22 protein-coding genes and 1 tRNA gene are annotated in these 24,830 nt (G+C 64.8%); 6 read left to right on the top strand and 17 right to left on the bottom strand.

Features of this window, described 5'->3' with window-relative positions; genetic code table 11:
- Positions 1 to 69 precede the first annotated feature (69 nt).
- The gene (gene selB / locus ACODSD_RS03775; RefSeq protein WP_488876822.1) at positions 70 to 1,953 is read left to right on the top strand and encodes a selenocysteine-specific translation elongation factor; all 1,884 of its coding nucleotides are present in this window, start codon (positions 70 to 72) and stop codon (positions 1,951 to 1,953) included.
- Here the strand turns inward: selB and ACODSD_RS03780 are convergent.
- Both ACODSD_RS03780 and ACODSD_RS03785 read right to left on the bottom strand, forming a co-directional pair.
- Positions 1,950 to 3,704 (bottom strand): ATP-binding response regulator, encoded by a 1,755-nt coding sequence (locus ACODSD_RS03780; RefSeq protein ID WP_158274333.1) that lies wholly within the window; start codon positions 3,702 to 3,704, stop codon positions 1,950 to 1,952. The genes selB and ACODSD_RS03780 overlap by 4 nt on opposite strands.
- A 32-nt stretch (positions 3,705 to 3,736) precedes the next feature.
- On the bottom strand, positions 3,737 to 4,237 hold the full coding sequence (locus ACODSD_RS03785) for a putative pterin-binding protein (protein WP_107800504.1): 501 nt from the start codon (positions 4,235 to 4,237) through the stop codon (positions 3,737 to 3,739).
- Positions 4,238 to 4,960: 723 nt separating this feature from the next.
- Between ACODSD_RS03785 and ACODSD_RS03790 the strand changes: the two genes are divergently transcribed.
- Positions 4,961 to 5,055: transfer RNA gene (locus ACODSD_RS03790), tRNA-Sec, on the top strand.
- 356 nt (positions 5,056 to 5,411) lie between these two features.
- On the opposite strand, the gene ACODSD_RS03795 is transcribed toward ACODSD_RS03790, so the two are convergent.
- The 5 genes from ACODSD_RS03795 to flgA all read right to left on the bottom strand — a co-directional run bounded on the left by ACODSD_RS03795 (position 5,412) and on the right by flgA (position 9,525).
- Positions 5,412 to 6,749 (bottom strand): DEAD/DEAH box helicase, encoded by a 1,338-nt coding sequence (locus ACODSD_RS03795; RefSeq protein WP_227104872.1) that lies wholly within the window; start codon positions 6,747 to 6,749, stop codon positions 5,412 to 5,414.
- Between the two features lie 115 nt (positions 6,750 to 6,864).
- Positions 6,865 to 7,785 (bottom strand): CobD/CbiB family protein, encoded by a 921-nt coding sequence (locus tag ACODSD_RS03800; protein ID WP_107800507.1) that lies wholly within the window; start codon positions 7,783 to 7,785, stop codon positions 6,865 to 6,867.
- Positions 7,786 to 7,946: 161 nt separating this feature from the next.
- On the bottom strand, positions 7,947 to 8,411 hold the full coding sequence (locus tag ACODSD_RS03805) for a flagella synthesis protein FlgN (protein WP_107800508.1): 465 nt from the start codon (positions 8,409 to 8,411) through the stop codon (positions 7,947 to 7,949).
- Between the two features lie 23 nt (positions 8,412 to 8,434).
- Positions 8,435 to 8,731, bottom strand: a complete 297-nt coding sequence (flgM, locus tag ACODSD_RS03810) for a flagellar biosynthesis anti-sigma factor FlgM (protein ID WP_019100618.1) — start codon at positions 8,729 to 8,731, stop codon at positions 8,435 to 8,437.
- 119 nt (positions 8,732 to 8,850) lie between these two features.
- A complete protein-coding gene (gene flgA, locus ACODSD_RS03815) occupies positions 8,851 to 9,525 on the bottom strand; it encodes a flagellar basal body P-ring formation chaperone FlgA (RefSeq protein ID WP_235086673.1) in 675 nt (224 codons plus the stop codon).
- A gap of 153 nt (positions 9,526 to 9,678) precedes the next feature.
- Here flgA and ACODSD_RS03820 point away from each other — a divergent pair, with 153 nt between their 5' ends.
- Entirely contained in the window at positions 9,679 to 11,712 is a 2,034-nt protein-coding gene (locus ACODSD_RS03820; RefSeq protein ID WP_488876823.1) for an autotransporter outer membrane beta-barrel domain-containing protein, read from the top strand.
- A 122-nt stretch (positions 11,713 to 11,834) separates the two neighbouring features.
- Here the strand turns inward: ACODSD_RS03820 and thrC are convergent, their stop codons facing one another.
- The 4 genes from thrC to ACODSD_RS03840 form a co-directional block, all read right to left on the bottom strand.
- Complete coding sequence (thrC, locus tag ACODSD_RS03825) at positions 11,835 to 13,244, bottom strand: threonine synthase (RefSeq protein WP_227104878.1); 1,410 nt, start codon at positions 13,242 to 13,244, stop codon at positions 11,835 to 11,837.
- Positions 13,244 to 13,576, bottom strand: coding sequence for a hypothetical protein (locus tag ACODSD_RS03830; RefSeq protein ID WP_107800512.1), 333 nt, complete (start codon positions 13,574 to 13,576; stop codon positions 13,244 to 13,246). Before ACODSD_RS03830 ends, thrC begins: the two co-directional genes overlap by 1 nt.
- On the bottom strand, positions 13,569 to 14,879 hold the full coding sequence (locus ACODSD_RS03835; RefSeq protein WP_107800513.1) for a homoserine dehydrogenase: 1,311 nt from the start codon (positions 14,877 to 14,879) through the stop codon (positions 13,569 to 13,571). The genes ACODSD_RS03830 and ACODSD_RS03835 overlap by 8 nt, the downstream gene beginning before the upstream one ends.
- A gap of 237 nt (positions 14,880 to 15,116) precedes the next feature.
- Positions 15,117 to 16,349, bottom strand: coding sequence for a pyridoxal phosphate-dependent aminotransferase (locus ACODSD_RS03840; protein ID WP_227108608.1), 1,233 nt, complete (start codon positions 16,347 to 16,349; stop codon positions 15,117 to 15,119).
- A 247-nt stretch (positions 16,350 to 16,596) separates the two neighbouring features.
- On the opposite strand from ACODSD_RS03840, the gene ACODSD_RS03845 reads away from it, so the two are divergent.
- Entirely contained in the window at positions 16,597 to 16,965 is a 369-nt protein-coding gene (locus ACODSD_RS03845; protein WP_488876824.1) for an Mth938-like domain-containing protein, read from the top strand.
- A 1-nt stretch (position 16,966) separates the two neighbouring features.
- On the opposite strand, the gene ACODSD_RS03850 is transcribed toward ACODSD_RS03845, so the two are convergent.
- The 3 genes from ACODSD_RS03850 to ACODSD_RS03860 form a co-directional block, all read right to left on the bottom strand.
- Complete coding sequence (locus ACODSD_RS03850) at positions 16,967 to 18,289, bottom strand: MFS transporter (RefSeq protein WP_488876825.1); 1,323 nt, start codon at positions 18,287 to 18,289, stop codon at positions 16,967 to 16,969.
- 114 nt (positions 18,290 to 18,403) lie between these two features.
- Positions 18,404 to 19,720 (bottom strand): NAD(P)/FAD-dependent oxidoreductase, encoded by a 1,317-nt coding sequence (locus tag ACODSD_RS03855; RefSeq protein WP_107800516.1) that lies wholly within the window; start codon positions 19,718 to 19,720, stop codon positions 18,404 to 18,406.
- Positions 19,721 to 20,010: 290 nt separating this feature from the next.
- Complete coding sequence (locus tag ACODSD_RS03860; protein WP_107800517.1) at positions 20,011 to 20,685, bottom strand: pseudouridine synthase; 675 nt, start codon at positions 20,683 to 20,685, stop codon at positions 20,011 to 20,013.
- Between the two features lie 196 nt (positions 20,686 to 20,881).
- On the opposite strand from ACODSD_RS03860, the gene ACODSD_RS03865 reads away from it, so the two are divergent.
- Complete coding sequence (locus ACODSD_RS03865) at positions 20,882 to 21,589, top strand: alanyl-tRNA editing protein (protein ID WP_488876826.1); 708 nt, start codon at positions 20,882 to 20,884, stop codon at positions 21,587 to 21,589.
- Positions 21,590 to 21,641: 52 nt separating this feature from the next.
- Here ACODSD_RS03865 and ACODSD_RS03870 read toward each other — a convergent pair whose 3' ends face one another.
- Complete coding sequence (locus ACODSD_RS03870) at positions 21,642 to 22,562, bottom strand: LysR family transcriptional regulator (protein ID WP_488876827.1); 921 nt, start codon at positions 22,560 to 22,562, stop codon at positions 21,642 to 21,644.
- A gap of 152 nt (positions 22,563 to 22,714) precedes the next feature.
- Between ACODSD_RS03870 and lysA the strand changes: the two genes are divergently transcribed.
- Positions 22,715 to 23,953 (top strand): diaminopimelate decarboxylase, encoded by a 1,239-nt coding sequence (gene lysA, locus ACODSD_RS03875; protein ID WP_488876828.1) that lies wholly within the window; start codon positions 22,715 to 22,717, stop codon positions 23,951 to 23,953.
- Between the two features lie 7 nt (positions 23,954 to 23,960).
- Here lysA and ACODSD_RS03880 read toward each other — a convergent pair whose 3' ends face one another.
- Entirely contained in the window at positions 23,961 to 24,257 is a 297-nt protein-coding gene (locus ACODSD_RS03880) for a hypothetical protein (protein WP_146176707.1), read from the bottom strand.
- Between the two features lie 241 nt (positions 24,258 to 24,498).
- Positions 24,499 to 24,792 (bottom strand): BON domain-containing protein, encoded by a 294-nt coding sequence (locus ACODSD_RS03885; RefSeq protein WP_158274334.1) that lies wholly within the window; start codon positions 24,790 to 24,792, stop codon positions 24,499 to 24,501.
- Positions 24,793 to 24,830 lie beyond the last annotated feature (38 nt).

Genomic DNA, 24,830 nt, shown 5'->3' on the forward strand with positions numbered 1-24,830 from the left:
GCCCAGCCCATGGCCAAGTCCGCCGTTTCTGGCGATACTTGGCCTTTTACCCCTGCCGCTTCGCCCGCCATGATTATCGCCACCGCCGGACACGTAGACCACGGCAAGACCGCCCTGCTTCACGCCCTGACCGGCACCGACGCCGACCGCCTGCCGGAAGAAAAAAAGCGCGGCATGACCATAGACCTGGGCTATGCCTATCTGCCGACGCCCGAGGGCGGCGCGATCGGCTTCATCGACGTGCCCGGCCATGAGCGTTTCCTGAGCAATATGCTGGCCGGCGTCGGCGGCGTGCGCCACGCGCTGCTGGTGATCGCCGCCGACGACGGCGTGATGCCGCAAACCCGAGAACACCTGGCCATCCTGCAATTGCTGCAACTGGACAGCCTGACCGTGGCCATCAGCAAAAGCGACCTGGCCGGCCCGGAAGCGCTGGAAGGCGTCATGGACGAGGCGCGGCGGGCGCTGGCCGAACACGGCCTGCGCGCGGCGGCGCTGCTGCCGGTTTCCGCGCGCAGCGGCGCCGGCGTCGACGTCTTGCGGCGGCATCTGCTGCAACTGCGCGACCAAGCCGCCGGAACCGAACGCCGCTTCCGCCTGGCGATAGACCGCGCCTTCACCATAGGCGGCGCCGGCCTGGTGGTGACCGGCACCGCCTGGGGCGGCCGCGTGAACGTGGGCGACGCCCTATGGCTGAGCGGCAAGGACGTCGCCGTCCGCGTGCGCGGCCTGCACGTGCAAAACCAGCCGGCGCGGCAAGGCCAGGCCGGCCAGCGCATTGCGCTCAACCTGGTCGGCGACATCGACAAACGACAGATTCAACGCGGCGACTGGCTGCTGGAGCAAGCGGCGCCGGCGCCGGCCGCCCGCGTCAGCGTGCGCTTGCGCCTGGCCCCGGCCGCTCACGCCACTTTGCGCCACTGGCAGGCCGTCCATCTCCATCACGCCGCCAGCCACTGCACCGGCCGGGTGGCCCTGCTGGAACGTCCGCAACTCCATCCCGGCGACGAGGGACTGGCTGAACTGAGCCTGGACCGGCCGCTGCTCCTGGCCGACGGCGACAAGCTGATCCTGCGCGATGCCGGCGCGCAGCACACCTTGGCCTGCGCCACGGTGCTGGAACGGCAGCCGCCTACGCGCGGCAAGCGCCAAGACGAACGGCTGGCCCATCTGCGCGCCCTGGCCTCGGCCGGAAGCGACAACGTCCAGAACCTGCGGCTGCGCCTGAGCCGACAGGCGCTTTCCCTGCCCGATCTCGCCTGGGACCGGCAATTGAGCGAAGCCGGGCTGGCGGAGCTGCTGCGCGCCGCCCCGCTGCTCACCGCCGGCCAGCACGCTTACGCGCCGGAACACTGGGCGGAGTTGCAAGGACAGCTGCTGGAACGGCTGGCGGCGCTGCATCTCCAGCAGCCGGACCAGCTGGGCGCCAGCCGCGGCCGCGCGCGCCGGCTGGCGCTGCCGCAGGAAAGCGAGGCCGCGGTCAATTTGATGATCGATCAATTGCTGGCGGAGGGAAGGCTGGCCAATACCCGCGGCTGGCTGCATCTGCCCGGCCACGTGCTGGCTTTCGACGCGGAAGAGACCGCGCTGTGGCGGCGTTTGGAACCGGCTTTCACCGATCAGGGACAGCCGCATTGGGTGCGGGATTTGGCCGCGGCGGCCGGCGTGGAGGAGGACACGGCGCGCGCTGTGCTGCGCAAAGCCGCGAGGCTGGGCCATGTCCACGCCGTGGTTCGGGACCGCTATTTCTCCAGCGCGGCGATCCGCGGCATGGCGGCCATCGTGCACAGCCTGAATCAGGACGCCGGCTACGCCGACGCCGCCAACTTCCGCGACCAACTGGGCTGCGGCCGCAAGCTGGCGATTCAAATCCTGGAGTATTTCGACCGCTGCGGCTTCACCCGCCGCCTGGGGGACAGGCATTTGCTGCGCGAGGCGCGGCTGTTCGACTAACCTGCGTGTCCAGGGCCGGACGGCGATTCCAGCGCCCGGCCCAACACCGCGCGCAACCGGCTGATATCGAAAGGTTTCTCCAGCCGCGCGGCGAACCAGGCGGCGCGCGGATCGGCGTATTCCTCCGGGTAAGCGGTCATCGCGATGATTTTCACGCCGCGGTGGCGCACGCTGCGCTTCAGCGCCTCCGCCACCGAATAACCGCTCTCATTGCCCAGCTGCATGTCCAGCAAGACCACGTTGAAGCTGGCTTGTTGCAGCTTCTGACAGGCTTCCGCCACCGAGCTGGCGGTGGACACCGCGTAGCCGTTCATTTGCAGACAATCGGAAAACGGCTCTCGGATATTCTTGTCGTCGTCCACCACCAGCACCGAACGTTCCGGCCCCGGCGGCTGATCCGGCACCACGATGGGCAAGCGGACGATGAACTCGGAGCCCACGCCCACCACGCTCTTCAGCTCCAGCTCCCCGCCCAGCAAGGACACCAGTTCCTTGACCACCGCCAGGCCCAGCCCGCTGCTGCCCACCCGGCGCGCGTGCCCCTGGAAAAACGGCTGGAAGATGCGCGATTGAAACTCCTCCGGCACGCCGATGCCGGTGTCTATCACGCGGATATCCAGGATATTGCGACCGTCGGCGCTGTCCACGCCGGCCTCCACCGTGACCGTGCCGTGATCGGTGTAGCGGATGGCGTTGGTCAGCAGATTGCCGACGATCTGCCGCAAGCGGTCGCCGTCCAGTTTCACCGTCTCAGGCAATTCGCCCAGCCGCACATGCAGGCCCAGGCCCTTGCCGTCCAACTGCGCGCGATGCACGTCGATCACCTCGTTCAAGGTCGCCGCCACGTCCACATCGCCGATATGCAGCCGGAACTGCATATTCTTGATCGCGGAGATGTCCATGATGTCGCGCACCTGGGTCATCAGATGCGCCATGCAGGTTTTCAAGCGTCCCACCGCCTTGGCGGCCTTGCCGGCCGGATCGATGTCCGGCTCGATCAACTCCACGCACACCTGCATGGTCTGCAGCGGCGAGCGGATCTCGTGGCTCAGCGTGGCGAGGAAGGTGGTGCGGTCCAGCTCCGCGTTCACCGTGGCCTTGTGCGCCGCCCGCTCCTGCTCCAGCAGCTGCTGGCGCGCGGCGGCGTCGCGACGCGCGCCCTGATAGCGGTACAGCAGCACGAAAATCACCATGCAGATGCCGCCCAGCGCAAACCACAGCGAGGCGACCAATTGCTGGTTGTGCCGCAAGTCCTTGTTGCGCGCGTCGCGCGAAGACACCTCGGCCACGCGCGCCTGGACCGCGAACTCCGCCAGCGACGGCCGGATGCTGTCGATGCGGTCTATGTTCTGCTGCGCGCTCCGGACGCTGGGATGCAGGATGTTTTCGTCCTCGAAGAAATCCTGCAACAGGCTGGCTGTGCCTTTGAAACCATCGACGCGGCTCAGCATCTCCTGCATCTTGGACGGCGTAACGAAATCCAGGAAACGGCTGTTGGCCACCGCCAGCCGGAATTGCACCTGCGACTCGGGGACTTCCCCCGCCTTCAAACGCAATAAGTCGGCGCGCGCTTTCTCCAGCTCAAGCTGCATCTGCGCCACCGACCAGTACAAATCCTCGCTGCGCCCCTCAAAGCTGCGCGCCGGCACATAACGCTCGATCGCCATGTAAACGCCGATGCCCAACAGCAAAAAGCCGAGCAAGGCCAGCGCCGGGATGCCCTTCCAGCCGGACAGCATCGACTTGTTCATCGCTCGTCCCGAGCCCTCCTGGCCGGCCGGCATCAGAACACCACCAGGCGGTTGATCTGCCACACCAGCTTGGCGTCCATCACCGGCCCTTTCTTGTCCTCCGGCATTTGATCCAGCGGATACATCAGCCATAAGGGACCGCGGTTGGTGATGTCCAAAGGCTTGTTGTTGACCGAGCGCGCCAACACCACGTCGAAGTCGTAGAACTCGCGGCGGTCTATCCAGTACACGTAATCGTTCAGGGCCCGCAGCTTGACCTTCTGGCCGCTGGCGCCCACCTTGGCCAGAATGTCCCGCATCAGCGGCCCGCTGAACACCGATTGCGGCGTCCAGGTGGTCCGGGTCACCACCGAATGCTGACGCAAGCTCTGCAAGTCCTGCTCGCGGAACTCGTACACATTCTTTTCTTTATTGGTGAACTGGCTGATCTTGCCCGACACCGTCAACACCACAGGCCCCGGCGCGGCATGAAGCGCGGCCACGCAACACGCCAGCGCCACTCCGCTCAAGACCGCCTTCCCGCTCTTCCCCATGCCAAGCTCCCAACCCTGCTCATCCCGCGTCCTTGGCCCGGCGGCTTCACGCGCCGGACTCATGACATTTGAACTTTGATTTCACAAGCAAAATAATTGAATCTAATTAGAACAAAAATGCCATTAAAATATTTACGGCCAATATATCAAGCCGTCCAACAAAACGCCATCCGCCCGCATCCAGACCAGTCCCATGGGACAGTAGCCGCGACCCGCCGCCAGGGCGGCGCGCCGCGCGCAATGAAAAAGCGGCCCCTTGGGCCGCTTTTTCTGGGCTCCGCCGGCGTCGCCGGCCATGCTTTACTTGCCGCGACGCAGCCCCGGACGGCCGGCGACATGGCAAAGCTGGATAAACAGGGACAGAACGTGCTTCATGCTGATTTCCTTTATTCTCGGTAGACGGAATGCCCCGACGCTCTTGCGGCGCGTTCGGCGGGGCTCTCCATTCTAACGGCATGAGGCGAGGCCAAGACATTCATTTTATTTATCAGGCATAAAATTAACTTATCGCCGGTTCACCCTCTCGCCAGCAAGACAAGGCAGGCCGGCAGCGGCGGAGGAAGCGGATCGCACTAGCCGCGCATCCTCGTTTCAAAGCGGTGCTCAAGGCCCTTCCCCCGTATCCTTGCCGCGCGACAGATCGTGAACGGGTTCCGCGATTCCGCGATATAATGCGCGCTGGCGTCCCCGGACGCCATCGGGCCAAGAGCCCGCTCGCTCGCAGGAAGAGACGCGTCCCCGGTGGGGCGGCTGGTCTTCAAAATCAGATGGGGCCGCCAGCGGTCCCGGGCAGGTTCGACTCCTGTTCTCTTCCGCCATTCGCTTCGGCCACGCCCAGCCCTAGGCACAGCGAGCAATGGCATTGGATCGCATGCTGTTTCACCAGCGCGCGCAGACGCTCCAGTCGCTGCGCCTCCGCCACCATCACCGACACCGGCGCGGGTTTGGCTTCGGTTTTTCTCGACGCCGGCCAAGCCGTCGTCGTCGCTCCCGCCGCCGCGCCAACGCCCAACATCGCGCCGCCCACACCGATATGCCGCCATTTCACCCGCATCGCGCTCTCCTCGCCCAGGGCAAACCGCCCAGACATCCGACTCCGCGGCCGGCGGGAAGTGCCGCCGACGCCCATAAAAAAACGGCCCCGTTCGGGACCGTTCCTTGCTCGTTCGCCCAATCAGCGAATGATTTCCACCTTGTAGCGCGGCGGCAGCAACAGCGCCGGCACTTCCCGCTTCGCCTTGCGGCTGCGGCGGCCGTTCAAGGGCTTCTTCACGCCCTCGGAGGAGCCGGCCAGAACCGAAGCCTCCGGCTTGGGCGGCGCAGACGGGCGCTCCCGCTCGCGTTCGCGCTCGTTGGGGCGCGCCAGCCAGGAGGGACGGAAGCCGTCCACGATCTGCGGCGTCAGCGTCTGCTTGGTCAGCTTCTCGATGGAGTCGTGCTGGCGGGTTTCTTCCGGAGACATCAAAGAGATCGCCACGCCCTTGGCGCCGGCGCGGCCGGTGCGGCCAATCCGGTGCACATAGTCTTCCGGGGCGTTCGGCAGCTCGAAGTTGACCACATAGGGCAGCTCCGTCACATCCAGGCCGCGGGCGGCGACATCGGTGGCCACCAGCACGCGCAGCTTGCCTTCCTTGAACGAGGCCAGCGTTTCCAGACGCGCGCCCTGCGCCTTGTCGCCGTGAATGGCTTCGGCTTGCAGACCGTCGCGCTGCAACTCGCGCGCCAGACGATCGGCGCTGAGTTTGGTTTTACAGAACACGATGACCTGGCTCATGTCGCGGGACTTGATCAGATGCGTCAGCAGATGACGCTTCTTGAAGGCGTCCACCGAGTAAACGATCTGCTCGACCTGATCGTTAGTGGCGTTCTGACGCGCCACCTCTACCGTTTGCGGCGACTTCATGAAATCGGCGGCCAGCCGCTTGATCTCCGGCGCGAAAGTGGCGGAGAACAGCAGGGTCTGACGCTCTTTGGGCAGCATGCCCATGATCTTGCGGATGTCCTGAATGAAGCCCATGTCCAGCATGCGGTCGCCTTCGTCCAGCACCAGCACTTCCACCTTGTTCAATTGAACGGTTTTTTGCTGGATGTGGTCGAGCAGACGGCCCGGCGTGGCGATCAGGATCTCAACGCCGCGGCGCAGTTCCTGAGTTTGCGGGTCCATATTGACCCCGCCGAACACCGTGGTGGCGCGCAGCGGCAGGTATTTGGTGTAGCTCTTGACGTTGACGCCGATCTGATCCGCCAACTCGCGGGTTGGCGACAACACCAAGGCGCGCAGCGGATGCATCGCCGGCGACACGCTGGTATTGGCGTATTTCTTCAGGCGCTCCAGAATGGGCAGCATGAAGGCCGCGGTCTTGCCGGTGCCGGTTTGAGCGGCGGCCAGCAAATCGCGGCTGGACAAGACCAGAGGAATCGCCTTTTCCTGAATCGGGGTGGGCTGGGAATAGCCCTGTTCTTCGATGGCGCGCAGAATCTCGGGAGACAACCCGAGTTCGGAAAACAGCATGGACAACACTCCTGCAAAACTCGCGGGGCCTGTTGCGCGCATGCGCCAACACGCCCCCGTATTCAAATGACACGAACGGACAAGGCAACGCCGCCCGGACGGCGGCGTTGGGTCGTCAGCCCATGTGGCTTGCGACGCTGAGCAGCAGGATTACGGCCAACCATAGCAAGGCGGAACGCCAGACCAGACCAACCGCGCTTTTCAGGTAGTTGGGGTCCGCTTCGTCGCCCAAGCCCAGTTCGGGCCGGAAGCGTATGGAGTAATCCTGTCTGAGCGGATCGCCCAATTTCACGCCGATCGCACCCGCGGCCGAAGCCAACAAAATGCCATTAGCGTAGTTCCCCCATGTTTTGGCCTGGGAGCGCCAGCAATACACCGCATCCTCGAAATCGCCCATGATGGCGAAGCTGGCGGCGGTCAAACGCACCGGAATCCAGTCCAGCCAAGCGGCGGCGCTGGCCGAGAAACGGCCGAACGGGTCCTCGTTCGCGTCGCGGTTGCCCCATTTCTGATTCAGCATAGAACAGAGGCGGTACAACAGCGCGCCGGCCGGACCCGGCAACAGCACGAACCAGAACATGGTGCCGAACACGTGGCGGTAACTGTCCACCACCCCCTGCTCGATCGCCAGCCGGGAAATTTCCTCAACCGACAACTCCGCGGTGCCCTGTCCGGTCCAGTTCGCCAAGGAGGCGCGCGCGTCCAGATCCCGCCCTTCGGCCAAGGCCTGGGAGATTTCGGAGAACGCGCTGGAGAAATGGCGGAAACCCATGGTCAGATACAAGACTAGGACATTCCACAACATCGCCAGAATCGGACTCAAGGCGTGCAGCGCGTAATAGATCAGCAAGCTGAGCAAGACCGCAGGCACGATCGCCAAGGACCACGCCAACACGCCATGACGGTTGGAGCCGGCATTCAGATTGCGTTCCAAATGATTGGCGTAGCGGGTGAACAGCAGCCAGACGCGATTGCGATTGCCCAAGGGCCGCAACTGCTCCAGTGCCAGAGCGATAATCAAGGAAATCAGGGTCATTGGTTCCGGATAGTGGTTTTCTCAGGCCCGGAGAGGAAGATACCATAAAGGCCAGGGCATTCCCACTGCTCCTTGAGAATAGACTCTAAAACCGTCGGACGGAAACGCCAAGAGCGCCGCAACGGCGCTCTTGCATGCCCCTCGGGAACGGCTTCAAACGCTCAGGCGGAGCCGAGAAAGCGGCGCCCGGCGGCCAGTTCCGGCAATTGGCCGGCCTTGTCGTAGCCCACGGTGGACGCGGCGGCGTCCTTCAGGGTGTTCAGCGCGCCCTCCACCAGCGACAAGCGCTGATCGATGAAGCTGCCGTTGAGCTGATTGATGCTCTGCGCCCGCTGGATCGCCTCTTCCAGCCCGGTCCAGGCCAGGCTGGCCTCCGGCTTGTCCGCCAGCCAGATGTAAACCGTCTCGCTGTCCTGCACGCCGATCCGCCGCATCAATTCGCCGCGCTGGGCGGCGCTGACGGCCAATAGGTCCAACACGCCGCTCTTGCTCTCGGCCAGGGCGTCCAGCTGAACGTCAAAGCCCTGCACCAGCACCTTCTGTTCCTGCTCCAGCAATGCGATCAGCCGGGCGACGAGAGCGCTCTCGGCCCGGCACAGCTGGCAGAATTCTTCAACAACGTTCATGCCTGACTCTCACCTGCGCGCGCTCAGCGCGCCAACAATTCCTTGGTGGAGGCGATCAAGCCGTCGGCGATCTTCTCCGGATTGACGTTGAAGGTGCCCGCGGCTATCGCCGACTTGATCGCGGCCACTTTGCCTGCGTCGAAGCCGGAATCGCCGCTGACCTTGCTTTCCACCGCGCTCAGACGGCTGGCCAAAGGGTTGATCGTCACGCTGTCGGATCCACTGGCGGCAGGGTTGGCGTTGGCGGCCGCGTCGCGCGGCGCCGCCTTGTTCTGGGTGCTGTAGCTTGCTGACAGCTTGCCCGAGTTATCTACTTTCATGGCATGGCCTTCCCAAAGGGAACCTGGATTACCTCTATTATCGGACGGAAAAACAATATCTTGAAGACTTTCGCCCAATTATCCGCCGCTGCACACCGAGACCTGCCGGCGAACCGTCTCTAATATATCACCATCACGCTGCCGTCCGCTTGAACTTGCCCGCGTATCACCCGCCCGGAAGCCATGCGCACCGACACTTGCTCGCCCTCGGCGGCATTGCCTATCGCCAAACCGTCGGCCGCCGCGGCGAAGCCCTCCCCCGAGGCCACCACTTTGACCCGCTGGTTGCTGTTCACCAGATAAGGCGCGCGCACCATGAAGCTGCGCAGCCAGGCGCCGGCCGGCGCGCCGGAGCGCATGGTCTTGCCTATCGCCTGCTGCAGATCGTCCAGCACATTGCGCGCCAGGCTGGGGTTGGCCACCTCGACCAGGCGCAGGTCGGCGGCGCTCAGCACCTCGCCGGCCGCCACCGCGCGGCTCAAAGCCACGCCCAGTTTCTTTTCATTGATCCGCACCGGAATCCGCAGCGCCCACCCCAGTTCCGGGCAGGACACCGCGACAAAGGTGGAACCGGTAGTCACCCCCGGCGTCGCCCAATCCGCCTTGGGCTGCGCGCAGGCCGGCACCGCCAGCTTGCGGTCCAGCTGCCCCAGCGTCCAGGTGGCCGGCCGCATCGACAACTCGTGTTTGAGAAAATCGCCGGCCAAAGCCTCCAGCCGCCCCAGATCCTGCATGGCGGCCGACGCCGCCACGCTCCAGGCGCAGCACATCATCCACAGTAGTAAACGTCGCATTCCCGCATTCTAGCGCAAGCGGGCCCAGGGCTGCAGCCTGGGGCCGCTATTGACAATGCGATGCATACATTCAAATAATCGTTCGAATAGAGCTTAGACTCTTAAATCTAAATTAAATAAAACCAAAGTTTTATCCGGAAGGGGACATTCCAAATGCGCAAGCGCCTGAACACGCTGGCCGTGGCCACTCTGCTGGCCCTGCCGGCCGCCGCCAACGCCTATAGCAATTTCTATTTTTTCGGGGACAGTCTGACCGACACCGGCGCCTTCGGCGGCCTGGGCGGTCTGCCGTCCAACGCCCGATGGACCTTGGGCTACGGCACCGGCTGGGCCGAAGTCCTGGCCAAGCACTATGGCCAGAACGTATCGCCCAACAACAGCCTAAACAGCCACATCGCCAATACTGCGGGCAATAATTACGCTCAGGGCGATGCGCGCGCGCAGCCGGCCAGCCCGCCCAACACCAATCCGGACACCCCCAGCCAGACCCCTGCAGCCGATGCGATCGCGGTCACAGACCTGCCGGGCCAGATCAACGCTTATCTGGGCCAGAAAGGCCAAAAAGCCGACCCCAACGCGGCCTACGCCATCTGGATAGGCGGCAACGACGTCATTGCCGCCGGCAGCCAAAGCGATCCGACCGCCTATCTGGGCGCCTCCGCCGGCTACACCGTACAAGCCGTGGCCGCGCTCAAGGCCGCCGGGGCCAATACCATCATCTTGCCCAATCTGCCTGATATCTCGGCGGCTCCACTCTCTGTGCTCGCCGCCATTCAGACCGCTCTGCCCGGCGCCGGCAACGCCGGCAAAGTCGTCGCCGCCTGGGGCGCCGCATGGCAGATACTGAGCTCCGGTCAAACCAGCAATTCCCCCGCCCTGATCAATCAGGCGCTAAGCCAGGCGGAGACCGCCGCCGGTCTGAGCGCCGGCACGCTGAGCAGCGTTTACGCCGCGGTGCAGCCCAATCTTCAGAAAGGCGCCAGCGGCTACAACCAGTTGGTAGACATGGCGCTTAGCGCCGGCAATCTGCAACACGGGATCGTCAGGGCCAATATATCGGGTCTGTTCACGGAGCTTCTGGCCAATCCGCAAGCCTATGGCTTCAGCAATACCTCCGGCGCGGCCTGCCCTCAGTCCGCGCTGTACTGCCTGGCCGCCGTCATACCTGGGCAAAGCTATCTGTTCACCGATGCCTTGCACCCCACTCCGGCCGCCTATCAGCTGATTGGCGACTATATATACGGCCTGCTGCAAGCGCCCTATTTCGCCGGCGCGCTGCCGGAGTCCGCGCTGAACAACGCCCGCCAGTTGGGCGGGACGCTGGATAGCCGCTACCAGGCCATCCGCGCGCAGAAGCGCGAAGTCGGCGTGGTCAGCGCCTTCGTCAGCGGCGCCTTCAACGACGACAAGGTCGGCTACGACGACGTATCCGCCAAGCCGCAAGGCCGGCTGTACACCGTGGGTCTGGACTTCCAGGCCAGTCCGGCGCTGAGCCTGGGACTGGCGATGTCCCGCCAGAACGGCAAGACCGACATCAACGGCATCGCCACCCCGGGCAGCGTAGACGACCGCAGCACCTTGATGAGCGCGCTGTTCAGCTATAAGCAGGAGCGGTTCTGGCTGGACGGCGACGCCCACATCGGCGCCGGCGATATCGACACCCGTCGCCAGGTCTCGCTGGGCGCGGCCCGGATCACGCTGAACGGCAGCGCGCGCCAGAGCCAATACGGCCTGCGCGTAGCCGGCGGCTATCTGATGCCGCTGGGCGCCTACCGCACCGGCCCCATCGCCGGCCTGGACTACGCCCACGTCAAGGTGAACGGCTTCACCGAGCAAGGAGGCAATAGCAGCAGCATGGCCTTCAACGCGCAAAACGGCACCTCCCTGGTGGCGCGCGTCGGCTGGCAGCTGGAAGCCGACATCGGCCGTTTCAGCCCCTACGCCAAACTCAGCTACGCGCACGAGTTCAAGCGCGACGACCGCGTGGTCACCGCCGGCCTGGCCACCACCCTGGGCGATTACAGCGTCAAGCTGGGCAAGCCCAAGGCGGACTGGCTGGAATGGACCGCCGGCCTCAGCGCTCAATTGAGCAAGAGCGTGTCGATGTTCGGCCAGCTCAGTGCCGCCAGCGGCCGCAGCGGCAGCAATCAGACCGCCGGCAATATCGGCGTGGCGCTGACGTTTTAAGAGCCTGTTCAATGTCTGTCGCACGTCGGCGAGAGGGATGGAACGGGGCCTTGAACAGGCTCTAACGTCGCGGCGGACGCAAAAAAACGGCCCCTGGGGGCCGTTTTTTCGTCCGACGCGCGTCAGCTCAAACTGCGCTCGATAAAGGCTTTGACCTCGCCGGCGTCCGCCGGGAACACCGACACTTTTTGCGGCAAGTCCTCCAGGCCGTCGAAACCGGCCGGTCGCGGCGGATCGCGGTCCAGCGCTTCGCGTATGGTGGCGGCGAACTTGGCCGGCAAGGCGGTTTCCAGGCAAACCACGGTTTCGCCGGGGCGGCGCAGCTCGCGCGCCACCTTGACGCCGTCGGCGGTATGGGTGTCCACCACCACGCCGTCTTCGCGGTCCAGCTGGCGAATGGTGGCCAACCGGTCCGCATGCGCGCTCTTGCCGGAAGCGAAGCCGAACACCTCGGCCGCGGCGGCCGTTTGCGCGGCGGACAGCGTGAAGCCGGTGCCGGCGTCCACCTGGCGCCACAGCGCTTTCAGCGCCTCGGGGTCCCGTCCCAGCAGATCGAACACAAAGCGCTCGAAGTTGGACGCCTTGGAGATGTCCATCGACGGGCTGGAGGTGACATAGGTGTTGGCCGTGCCGCGCGGACGGTAGGCGCCGGAGCGGAAGAACTCGTCCAGCACGTCGTTCTCGTTGGTGGCCACCAGCAGGCGTTCTATCGGCAAGCCCATCTGCCGCGCGATGTGGCCGGCGCAGACATTGCCGAAGTTGCCGGACGGCACGCAGAAGCTGACCTTCTCCTCATTGCCGGCGGTGGCGTTGAAATAGCCCTTGAAGTAATACACCACCTGAGCCACCACTCGCGCCCAGTTGATGGAGTTGACGGTGCCGATCTTGTGGCGCGCCTTGAAAGCATGGTCGTTCTGCACCGCCTTCACGATGTCCTGGCAGTCGTCGAACATGCCCTTGATCGCGATATTGTGGATGTTGGCGTCCTGCAGGCTGTACATTTGCGCGCGCTGGAACGGGCTCATCAACCCGTCCGGACTCAGCATGAACACCTGGATGCCCGCCTTGCCGCGCATCGCGTACTCGGCGGCGCTGCCGGTGTCGCCCGAGGTGGCGCCCAGGATGTTCAGGCGCTCGCCCTTCCTGGCCAGCACGTATTCGAACAGATTGCCCAGCAGCTGCATCGCCATGTCCTTGAAGGCCAACGTCGGGCCGTTGGACAGTTCCAGGACGGCCAGGCCGTCGTGCAGCCGCTTGAGCGGCGTGATCGCCTCGCTGCCGAAAGCCGCGCGGGTATAGGTGCGCTCGACGATGGATTTGAGATCGTCTTCCGGGATGTCGGTGGCGAACAAGCGAATGATTTCAAAAGCCAATTCGGCATAGGACAGGCCGCGCCAGGCGTCCAGCTGCTCGCGGCCGATCTGCGGATAGCTTTCCGGCAACACCAGGCCGCCGTCGGGCGCCAGGCCCATCAGCAGGATGTCGCTGAACGATTGCGGGGCCATGCCGCCGCGGGTGCTGATATAACGCATCAGGGGGTTTCCAGATATTGGGCGCAGGCGGCGGAGGCGTCCTTCATCCGCTGTTTGCCGCGCGGGTCGTCTTTCTTGATCTGGCCGGTCAGCACGCCCATCACCTCTTCCGAGGAGAAGCGGCCGGCCAGATGCTGGCTGGCGCATTGGCAGTATTTCTGCACTTGCTCCGAGGAGCGCTGGCCGACGCCGTCCGAGGCCGGCGTGCGCTTGACGCAGCCTCGCATCAAAAAGCCCTGCAACAGGCTGTGCTGGCCGGGGGACAAGGGCGTCGCCCCGGCGCTCGCCAGGATCAGACCGGCGCCGAGGCCGGTCAGCCAGCGTTTAATCATTCAGCTCTTCCATGCGCAGGCGCACCACCTTGCCGGTAATGCTTTCCAGCGCCTCGATGCCGGTGATGGCGCGGTCTATCGCCTGTTCCTGCACGCGATGGGTCAGGATCACCACCTCGGCGGTGCCGTCGGACACCGAGCCTTTCTGGATCACCGCCTCGATCGAGATGCCGTTCTCCGCCAGCAAGCGGGTGATGTTGGCCAGCACGCCGGCGCGGTCGGCGGCGCCGATGCGCAGATAGTAGGAGCTGACCACGTCGGAGATCGGCAGGATCGGCAGGTTCTGCAGCTGGTCCGGCTGGAAAGCCAGATGCGGCACGCGATGCTCCGGATCCGCCGTCAGCAAGCGGGTCACGTCGACGATGTCGGCCACCACCGCGGAGGCGGTGGGCAGCGCGCCGGCGCCGGCGCCGTAGTACAAGGTCGGCCCCACCGCGTCGCCCTTGGCCAGCACCGCGTTCATCACGCCGTTGACGTTGGCGATCAGCTGGCGCGCCGGGATCAGCGTCGGGTGCACGCGCAACTCGACGCCGGCGGCGGTGCGCCGGGTCAGGCCCAGCAGCTTGACGCGGTAGCCCAGCTCCTCGGCGTACTTGATGTCGCGCCCTTCCAGCTTGCTGATGCCTTCCAGGTAACAGCGGTCGAACTGCATCGGGATGCCGAAGGCCAGCGCCGCCATGATGGTGAGCTTGTGGCCGGCGTCATGGCCTTCGATGTCGAAGGTGGGATCGGCTTCGGCGTAACCCAGCTGCTGCGCCTCGGCCAGCACTTCGGCGAAACTCGCGCCCTTGTCGCGCATCTCGGTCAGGATGAAGTTGGAGGTGCCGTTGATGATGCCGGCTATCCACTCGATGCGGTTGGCGGACAGGCCTTCGCGCAGCGCCTTGATGATGGGGATGCCGCCGGCCACCGCGGCCTCGAAGGCCACCATCACGCCCTGTTCTTGGGCGCGGGCGAAGATTTCGGTGCCGTGCAGCGCCAGCAGTTTCTTGTTGGCGGTGACCACGTGTTTGCCGTTGGCGATGGCCTTGAGCACCAGTTCCTTGGCCACGGTGTCGCCGCCTATCAGTTCCACCACGATGTCGACGTCGGGGTTGTTCACCACCTGCATCGCGTCGGCCACCACGTCCACGTCCGGACCCAGCAGCGATTGCGCGCGCGCCTGATTGCGGTTGGCCGCCTGCAGCAGGCGGATTTGACGGCCGGCGCGGCGGCTGATTTCCTCGGCGTTGCGTTTGAGAACGGTGGCGGTGCCGCCACCGACAGTCCCCACGCCCAATAGGCCGATATTGATCGGTTTCATTCTTGCTCCCTGTCTCTAGTATTCTGTCCCTGCCCGCGGCGGCCAGGCGCAAGATCCTTGCGCGCGGCCCGCGCCGGCGGCCGGCCCTGATCAAGAGCCGCGCCGCCAGGCCGCTGCTGGCGCAGCGGGCGCGTGTCCCAAGTTTTCCTTGGCAGCGGACGCTATCCGCTGTCAAGGAAAGCCTGATGGCCAAACGGGGGCCGCAGCCCCCGTCCGCCGGCTCAAGCCGCCATGATTTCAGGCTTCGCCGCCGTGGCGCTTGCGATAGTTTTCCAGGAAGCGCGCGATGCGGCCGATGGCCTCCACCAAATCGTCCGAGTTGGGAAGGAATACCACGCGGAAGTGATCGGGCGCAATCCAGTTAAACCCTGAACCCTGCACCAGCAGCACCTTTTCCTCCTGCAGCAGTTCCAGGATGAACTGCTGATCGTCGCCGACCGGGTAGATCTTGGGATCCAGCTTGGGGAACAGGTAGAGCGCGCCCTGCGGCTTGACGCAGCTGACGCCGGGGATGTCGGTCAGCAGTTTGTGCGCCAGGTCGCGCTGACGCGCGAGGCGGCCGCCCGGCGCCACCAGATCGTCAATGCTCTGGTAGCCGCCCAAGGCGGTCTGGATCGCGAACTGCGCCGGCACGTTGGCGCACAAGCGCATCGAGGCCAGCATGTTCAGGCCTTCGATATAGTCCTTGGCGTGTTTCTTCTCGCCGGACAGAATCATCCAGCCGGCGCGGTAGCCGCAGGCGCGGTAATTCTTGGACAGGCCGTTGAAGGTGACCACGAACAAATCCGGCGCCAAGGAAGCGATGGAGGTGTGCTTGACCTCGTCGTACAGCACTTTGTCGTAGATTTCGTCGGCGTAGATGATCAGCTGGTGCTGGCGCGCCACTTCCACGATCTGCTTGAGCAGCGCCGGCGGGTAGACCGCGCCGGTGGGATTGTTGGGGTTGATCACCACGATGGCGCGGGTGGCCGGCGTGATCTTGGCGCGAATGTCGTCGATGCTGGGGAACCAGCCCTGCTCTTCGTCGCACAGATAATGCACCGCCTTGCCGCCGGCCAGGCTGACGCCGGCGGTCCACAGCGGGTAATCCGGCGCCGGCACCAGCACTTCGTCGCCGTTGTCCAGCAGCGCCTGCATCGACATCACGATCAGCTCGGACACGCCGTTGCCGACGATGATGTCGTCCATGCCCACATTGGGCAGCTGCTTTTGCTGGGCGTAATGCATGATCGCCTTGCGCGCGGCGAACAGGCCCTTGGAATCGGAATAGCCGGAGGCGGACGGCAGGTTGACGATCACGTCCTCGATGATTTCGTCCGGCGCGAAAAAGCCGAACGGCGCCGGGTTGCCGATGTTCAGCTTGATGATGCGATGGCCTTCGTCTTCCATCTTCTTGGCGTGCTCAAGCACCGGACCGCGGATGTCGTAACAAACGTTGGCGAGTTTTTGCGATTTATGGACTGGCTGCATGACGACAATGGTTTCCGTGGCTTGCCGCCCGCCGGAGACGGCGGTCTTGCCCTGGCGGCGCGGTTTGTGTTCTTTCATCTGATCTCTTTGGATGTCCCCGCTGAAGCGATGACCACGTTGACGTTGTGGCGGCAATCAGCGGCGGGGTCGAGTTATAATCCTATCCCAATCTCTGATGCACTGCAGCAGGTATTCGCGCCCGGAAAGGGCCGTCCGCCGCAGCGCTCGCAATCGGGAATCCGCTCACATGAAAATGCAGCAATCGCTGGGGCAAGGCCGCAACTTGTTCACCGGCTATGGCGACGGCCATGTTCTAATCAACGCCCAGCGCCACGAGGGCAATCTGATCGTCACCGCGGACAGCGTGGCGCCCTGGCCGGTGGACGCTTTCGAGGATTTGCAGGAAAGCCATTTCAGCACGCTGCTGGCGCTGCAGCCGGAAGTGGTGTTCTTCGGCACCGGCAAAAGCCTGCGCTTTTGCCATCCGCGCCTGTCCGCCGCGCTGGCCAACGCCGGCATAGGCGTGGAGACCATGGACACTCAGGCCGCCTGTCGCACCTTCAACATCCTGCTGGCGGAAGACCGCCGCGTCGTCGCCGCATTGCTGGCGATCTGACTCAGACGGCGGCCGGCCGCGCCGCCTGCGGGCACATCCACACCAGCCAGGCCGCCAACAAGGCCGGCGTCGCCGCCAGCATGAACAGGCTGGCCAGGCTCCAATCCTGGCGCAGCAGCTCGCCGCCCAGCCACGGTCCCAACACCGAGCCCACCCGGCCCACGCCCAGACTCCAGCCCACGCCGGTGGCGCGCAAGGACGTGGGATAGGCGTTGGCCGCCAGGGCGTTGATCGCCGGCTGGCCGCCCACCACGCAAAAACCGGCGGCGAACAATAAGCCGAACAAGCCGGCCTGCTGCGCCCCCCACTGCCCCAGCATGGCCACGGCGGCGGCGGCCAGCGCGAAACTAGGCAGCATCACCCGCAAGAAACCCAGTCTGTCTATCCAGACCCCCAACAGCAAGGTGCCGGCCACGCCGCCCAGTTGCAGCGCGGCGCCGGCGAGGATGGCGTTTTGCGTGTTCAGGCCGGCGTCCCGCGCCAAGGCCGGCATCCAGTTGGACAGGAAATAGAGCAAGAGCAGGTTCAGAAAGCTGAGCGCCCACAAGGTCAGCGTCAATCGCGCGCGGCCGGCCCGAAACAAATGCGGCAACGACGCCGCGGCGACGGGTTCGCGCAGCGCCAGGCTGGACGCCGCCGCCCCGCTCATCGCCGGGTCCAGACGACGCAGCCAGGCCAGCGCCTGTTCCCGCCTTTGCCGCGACAACAGAAACTGCAGCGACTCCGGCAATTGCCGCCACATCCACAGCGCCAGCAGCAGCGGCGCGACGCCGCCGGCCAGGAACACCGCGCGCCAGCCGTGCGCGGGCACCAGCCAGGCCGCCAACAAGCCGCCCAGCAGCGCGCCGACGGTAAAGCCACAGGAAATCAGCATCATCATGCTGACTCTGCGCCGGCTCGGGCTGTACTCGCCGGCCAGCGCCATCGCGTTCGGCATGATGCCTCCCAGGCCCAGGCCGGTCAGGAAGCGCAGCCACAGCAGCTGCTCCAGCGTGGCGGCGAAGCCGGTGGCCAACATGCCCAGGCTGAACCACACGGTGCACAGCAGCAGCAAGGCGCGGCGGCCGAAGCGATCCGCCAGCGGGCTGAACAGCAAGGCGCCCAGCAGCAGACCCAGCAAGCCGGCGCTGAACACCGGCCCCAAGGCCGGCTTGGCCAAGCCCCAGTCCGCCAATAGCGCCGGCGCGACGTAGGCCATGGCCTGCACGTCGAATCCGTCCAGAATCATCAGCAAGCCGCAGATCAGCAGCAGCCGGCGCTGAAACCTGCCCAGCGGCCGTTGATCCAGCCAGGCGTCTATCTCCAGGCGAGAAGCTTGCGTCATCCCCATCCCCATTTATGCAAATGGCAATAAAGATGTTCGCAAACCGCCGCCCGGTCAAGCCGCGCCAACGAAAAGCCCACCTCGAAGGTGGGCTTGGCATTGGACGGGAGCGGCTCAGTGCAGCTTCAAGGACGGCCGCGCGGCGCGGCGCAGCTTGTCGCCGACGTAGAGCAGAGTGGCCAGCACCCAGCCATGCACCGCCGCCTGATGCATGCGGTACAGCGAGCTGTAGATCAGTTTGGCGCCGAGGCCTTCCACATAGTAATCGCGTTTGGGGCCGACCACCGCCGCCAGGCTGCCCACCGCGCTGTGCTTGCCCAGCGACACCAGCATGCCCTGCGGTTTGAAGACGAAGGGCTTGCCCTGGCGACCGGCCACGCGCCGGCTCAATTCGTCCGCCAGATAACGCGCCTGCTGGTGCGCCACCTGGGCGGTGGCCGGCAGATTGCGGCCGCTGTCGCCGTCCGGCGCCTCGGCGCAATCGCCCAAGGCGTAGACGCAGGCGGCGCCCTGGCAACGCAGCCACTTATCCACCTGCAGTTGATTGATGCGGTTGGTCTGCAAGCCGGCGAGGCCGGCCAGCCAGGTCGGCGCCTTGACGCCGGCGGCCCAGACGGTGATGTCGGCCGCCACCTTGTCGCCGCCCTGCAATTCCACGCCGTCGGCGCGCACCGCCGCCACCCGGCTGCCGGTCAGCACCTTGATGTTGCGCGCGGCCAATTGCTCCTGGGCGTAAGCGGACAAGGACGGCGGCGCGGCGGCGAGGATGCGGTCCGCGCCTTCGATCACGCTGATTTCCACGCGCTCCGGCTGCAGGCGCGCGCCGTAATGATGCAGTTCGCACAGGGTGTGGTTCAGCTCCGCCGCCAGTTCCACCCCGGTGGCGCCGCCGCCGACGATGGCGATGCCCAGCTTGGACAGCGGTTGCTGGCCGCTGCTGCAGCGGAAGGCCAGTTCCAGCACCCGGTGACGCAGTTTCTCCGCGTCGTCCGGGGTGTTCAGGAACATCGCGTGCTCGCCGACGCCGGGCGTGCCGAAGTCGTTCGCTTCCGCGCCCACCGCCAGCACCAGCCAGTCGTAGGGCACCTCGCGCGGCGGGCTCAGCTGCTCCCCGCCGGCGTCGCGCACTTCGGCGAGCTGAATGCAGCGCCGCTCGGTGTCCAGCGACTGCATATAGCCGAATTCGAACTCGTAGCCGTTGCGATAGCCATGGGCGAAGTAATTGACCTCGTCCTCGCCGGTGTTGAGCGCGCCGGTGGCCACCTCGTGCAGCAGCGGTTTCCAGATATGGGTGGGCGAACCGTCGACCAGCACGACGCGGGCCTTGTGTTGCGCGCCCAAGCTGCGTCCCAGACGAGTGGCCAGCTCCAGGCCGCCGGCGCCGCCGCCGACGACGACGATGCTGGGCAATGCGGAATTGCGACTTAACATGACAGATCCTTACAAGGTAGAAATCACTAAACAAGCGTTCTGGCGGCAGCACGCTTGTTTAGTGAGTTCTTGCTTCAGATCAAAACGGAAGTATGCACAGACTGGCAGGGCAAGCCAATCTTTCCGTGCCACAAAATGCCGAAGACATTATAAAAAGCCGCCTCCGGGCAAGGCGCCGCCGCGCTGTGGACGGTACAAGGGGGAAGATCAGGGCGAGACGCGGCCGTCAAGGATGGCCGCGCAAGAGGAGAGGAACGGCGGCGCTGCCAGGCCGCGCGCTGACTGCCGACTTAGAATGGCGCTTTGGCGTCGAAGCTCATCTCTTCGCGAGTGATGGGATGGCGCAGCGTCAGGCGATCCGCATGCAGCAGCAGGCGATCGGCCTTGGCCAGCACCGCTTCCGGCGCGTAGATGTCGTCGCCCAGGATGGGGTGGCCCAGATGCAGCATATGCATGCGCAGCTGATGGGCGCGGCCGGTCAAGGGCTCCAGCTCCACCCGACTGGTCTGGCGCAAACCGTCGCGCAGCACCACACGGAAATGGGTGATCGCCTGCTTGCCATGTTCGAAATCCACCTTCTGACGCGGACGGTTCGGCCAGTCTATGATCAGCGGCAGATCCACGGTGCCACTGTTCTGTTCCACGATGCCGTCCACCACCGCCACATAGCGCTTGTCCACCTTGCGGTCCATGAAGGCGATGGACAGTTCTCGCTGCATGCTGGCGCCGCGTCCCATCACCACCAGGCCGGACGTCGCCATATCCAGCCGGTGCACGGTCAGCGCGTCCGGATAGACCCGCTGCGCGCGGCTGATCAAGCAGTCCGCCTTGTCTTCGCCGCGCCCCGGCACCGACAGCAAGCCGGAAGGCTTGTTCAGCACCAGCAAGGCCTCGTCGGCGTAAATCACGTCTAGGCCCGCGTCCGGCGGCGGATTGTAATGTTCCAGATTATGGCGAATGGTCATGAGAGCAATGGGCAGGAAGGCGGAAAAAGTCGGCGATTATCTGCGCTAAACGCTGTTGCGACAAGCTGTTGCCATGATTTTTCGCCAGCGCTGTCTCTTGAAATACACAGCCGGCGGCAGCATTCTCAAAATTATCGGGACCGGCGGCGACAAGCGACGCCGGTCTTCCCAGCATAGTCTGAAAAGGAATCACCGCATGGCAGAGCGCTTTTACATCGATCCCTACCAAACCCGCCTGGAAACCCGCGTGGCGCGGCATGACGACGCCGGCCTGGTGCTGGAGGACACGCTGTGCTATCCGCTGGGCGGCGGCCAGCCCGGCGACAGCGCCGCGCTGAGCTGGGACGGCGGCGGCTGTGCGATCAGCGATACCCGCCGCGACCGCGAAACGCGCGCCATCATCCACCTGCTGCCCGCCGATGCGCCCCGGCTCGCCGCCGGCACGCCGGTCGTCCTGGAACTGGATTGGGCGCGCCGCCACCGCCACATGCGCATTCACACCTGTCTGCACTTATTGTCCGTGGTGATCAAGGCCGGCGTCACCGGCGGCAATCTGAGCGCCGAATCCGGCCGTCTGGACTTCGATCTGCCGGAAGGCATGGAGTTGGACCGCGAGCACATCGAGCGCGAGCTGAACCGGCTGGTGGCGGAGAACCGCGCGGTGCGCATCGAAATGAGCAGCGGCGAGGCGCTGCAGCGTCAGCCGGAGCTGATCAAGACCATGTCGGTGACGCCGCCGCTGCACCTGCCGGAAATCCGCTTGATCAATATCGACGGCATCGATCTGCAGCCCTGCGGCGGCACCCATGTGCGCAGCACCAGCGAGATCGGCCCGGTCGTGGTCAAGAAGATTGAAAGCAAGGGCGCGCGCAATAAGCGGGTGGTGGTGGCGCTGCGCGACTAAAAACCGGCTCAAAGCCTGCGCTCAGGCTAGCTCGCGAGACTTTGCACTGCCGCTAAGCCCCCGTCGGCGCGGCCAGCCTCCGGCTGACCGCGGCCAGCTCGGCCTTCAGACTGTCGACGAAGCGCTCCAGCAGCGGGGAGGCGGGCCGGTGCAGCGGCCGCACCAGATTGACCGCGAACGGAATCGACACGCTGAAGCGCCTTGCGGCCAGGCCTGAGCCGGCATAATCCAGCGCCGTCAGCGGATTGACGACGGCCACGCCTATGCCCTGCCGCGCCATCGCGCATACCGAAGCGGCGCTATGCGTCTCCACCACCATGCGCCGCTTGACCCCCCGCTCGGTGAACACCTGATCCAGCTGTTGCCGATAGCTGTCGGTCGCCGCCAGACTGATGAAGGCCTCGCCTTCGAAATCCTCCGGCGCCAACACCGTCTTGCTCAGCAGCCTATGCCCCTCCGGCAACACGCACAGCTCGTCCGCCAGCAGCAAGGGCTCCATCCGCGTTCCCGCCGGCGCGTGCGCGCTCTCGCTCAAGCCCAGGTCATGACGCTGCGCCGCCAGCCACTCTTCCAGCAAAGGCGACTCCTGCGGCGCGATGTTCAGGCTGATGCCCGGCGCTTGCGACAGAAATCGCCGGCACGCCGCCGGCAACAGCGATTGCGCGAATACCGGCAAACAGGCAATCGATAACTGCCCCTGCTCGAACTGGCGAATCGCCACCGCGCTGCTGACGATGCGTTCCAGGCCTTGATAGCTGCGCTGCACTTCCTCGAACAACTGCAACCCCTGTGCGCTTGGCCGCAAGCGGCCGCGGCTGCGCTCGAACAAGACCATGCCCAGCAATTGTTCGCAACGCGCCAGTTCTCGGCTGACCGTGGGCTGCGAGGTGCGCAGCAGGACGGCCGCCTCGGTGACGCTGCCGGTGGTCATCACCGCGCGAAACACTTCAATGTGGCGCAGACTGATTTCCATCCCCTACCCCTTGCGCATAGGCGGCGCCAAGCCCGCCTTTCCCCTTGGCAATCCATATCATAAATGAAAGAGGCAGCGATAATTTGATATTTTATTTTTGCCGCGGCGCACGCCATGATGCAGCTGTCTATCACCTACGCCATCGCCACGCCATGAAATGCTTCGACGCCCGCCAACTGGCCGAACTCGCCCGCCAATACGGCAGCCCGCTCTGGGTGTACCACGCCGACACCATTCGCCGGCGCATTGCCGAGCTGAAAGGCTTCGACGTGATCCGCTATGCGCAAAAAGCCAACTCCAACACCCACATCCTCAGCCTGATGCGGGAACAGGGCGTCAAGGTGGACGCGGTGTCGCTAGGCGAAATCGAACGCGCGCTGGCCGCCGGCTATCGGGCGGACTCCGCCGAGCCTTCCGACATCGTCTTCACCGCCGACGTGCTGGACCGGGCCACGCTGGCGCGAGTGGCGGCCGAAGGCATCGCCGTCAACGCCGGTTCCATCGACATGCTGCGTCAGCTGGGCGCGGCTTCGCCCGGCCATAGGGTCTGGCTGCGCGTCAACCCCGGCTTCGGCCACGGCCATAGCCAGAAAACCAATACCGGCGGCGAGAACAGCAAGCACGGCATCTGGCATGAACAGGTGGCCGACGCGCTGGCGGTGATCCGCCAGTTCGGCCTGCACTTGGTGGGCTTGCACATGCATATCGGCTCAGGCGTCGATTACGGCCACCTGCAACAGGTCTGCGGCGCCATGGTCAGGCTGGCGACCCAGTTGGGCCACGACATCGAGGCGATCTCCGCCGGCGGCGGCCTGTCCATCCCTTACCGCGACGGCGACGCCCGCATCGACACCGCGCATTATTTCGAGCTGTGGGACGAGGCGCGGCGGCGGATCGCCGCTCACCTGGGCCACCCGGTGCGGCTGGAGATCGAGCCCGGTCGTTTCCTGGTGGCGGAATCCGGCGCCCTGATCTCCGAGGTGAGGGCGGTCAAAACCATGGGCAGCCGGCGCTTCGTGCTGGTGGACGCGGGATTCAACGACTTGATGCGCCCCGCCATGTACGGCAGCCACCACGATATTTCCGTCCTCAGCGCGGACGGCGAGGAAAAATCAGGCGAGCGCGCCCCCTGCGTGGTGGCGGGCCCCCTGTGCGAATCGGGGGATGTCTTTACCCAACAGGAGGGCGGCCTGGTGGAAAGCCGCCTGCTGCCGGAGGCTCAGGTAGGGGATTTGCTGGTGTTTCACGACGCCGGCGCTTACGGCGCCACCATGTCGTCTAACTACAATAGCCGGCCGCTGCTGGCCGAGGCCATGATAGACGGCGCCTCCAGCCGGCTGATCCGCCGCCGTCAAACCATGGCGGAGTTGCTGGAGCTGGAACGCGTCTAAGTCCTGCTCAGCTGAGCTTCAGGTCGGCCAGCGTCTCCTGGAAGGCCTGATAGATATCCTGATAACTGGCGTAGCCGTCGAACACGCCCACCACCTGGGGCGATTGCAAGCCGCGCGCCAGCAATTGCTGGCCGCGGCGCGAACGCGGACTCAGCGCGCGCAGCCGCTGGCTGCGTTCGTCCCAATACACCAGCTTGGCTTCGTCCGCGCCCTCCAGCCGTGAAATCAGTTTGTCCACCTGCTCCGCCGGTTGCAGCATCATGCGGTGGGAAACCCTCTTGCCAAGTGCGGATGCATATTCCATGAGTCGTGTCCGGTGCTTCGCAGTGGGCCGCGAGCGATCCATACTGCTGATTGGAAAAACCTTGCCGGCTCCAGCCTCCGGAAAGGCCGTCAGCCGGCAACACCACATATTTTTCGCAATAAGAGAAGGCACCACAATCGGATTAATCTTAAATTCCCGGCGAAAACTGGATGGATAAAATGACAAAAGGGCGCCGAAGCGCCCTTTGCTGCCGCCGGACAAGCCGCCGGAGCAAACCTTTTTAGTTTTTCAGCACCATATTGTTGATGACAAACTTCACGCCCGGCACTTTTTCGGCAATCTGCCCCGCTTTGAACATCTGCTGGTCGTCGGTCATGCCGCCTTCAATCGTCACCTCGCTCTTCTTGCTGCTCACCTTCAGGCTCAGCGGCTGCAGTTCGGCATCGCCGTTCAAGGCCTGTTGCACGCTGGCGGCCAACTCTTCATCGGTCGGCGGGGTCTGCTCGGCGTAAGCCGGCAGGCCGGCGGACAGCAAGGTGGTCAACAACAAGGCGCGGATGCAAAAACGTTTCATCAGATTCTCCAGTGATATGGCCTGCATGCGCTCAAGCC

The sequence above is a fragment of the Chromobacterium sp. FG22 genome, from assembly GCF_057809415.1.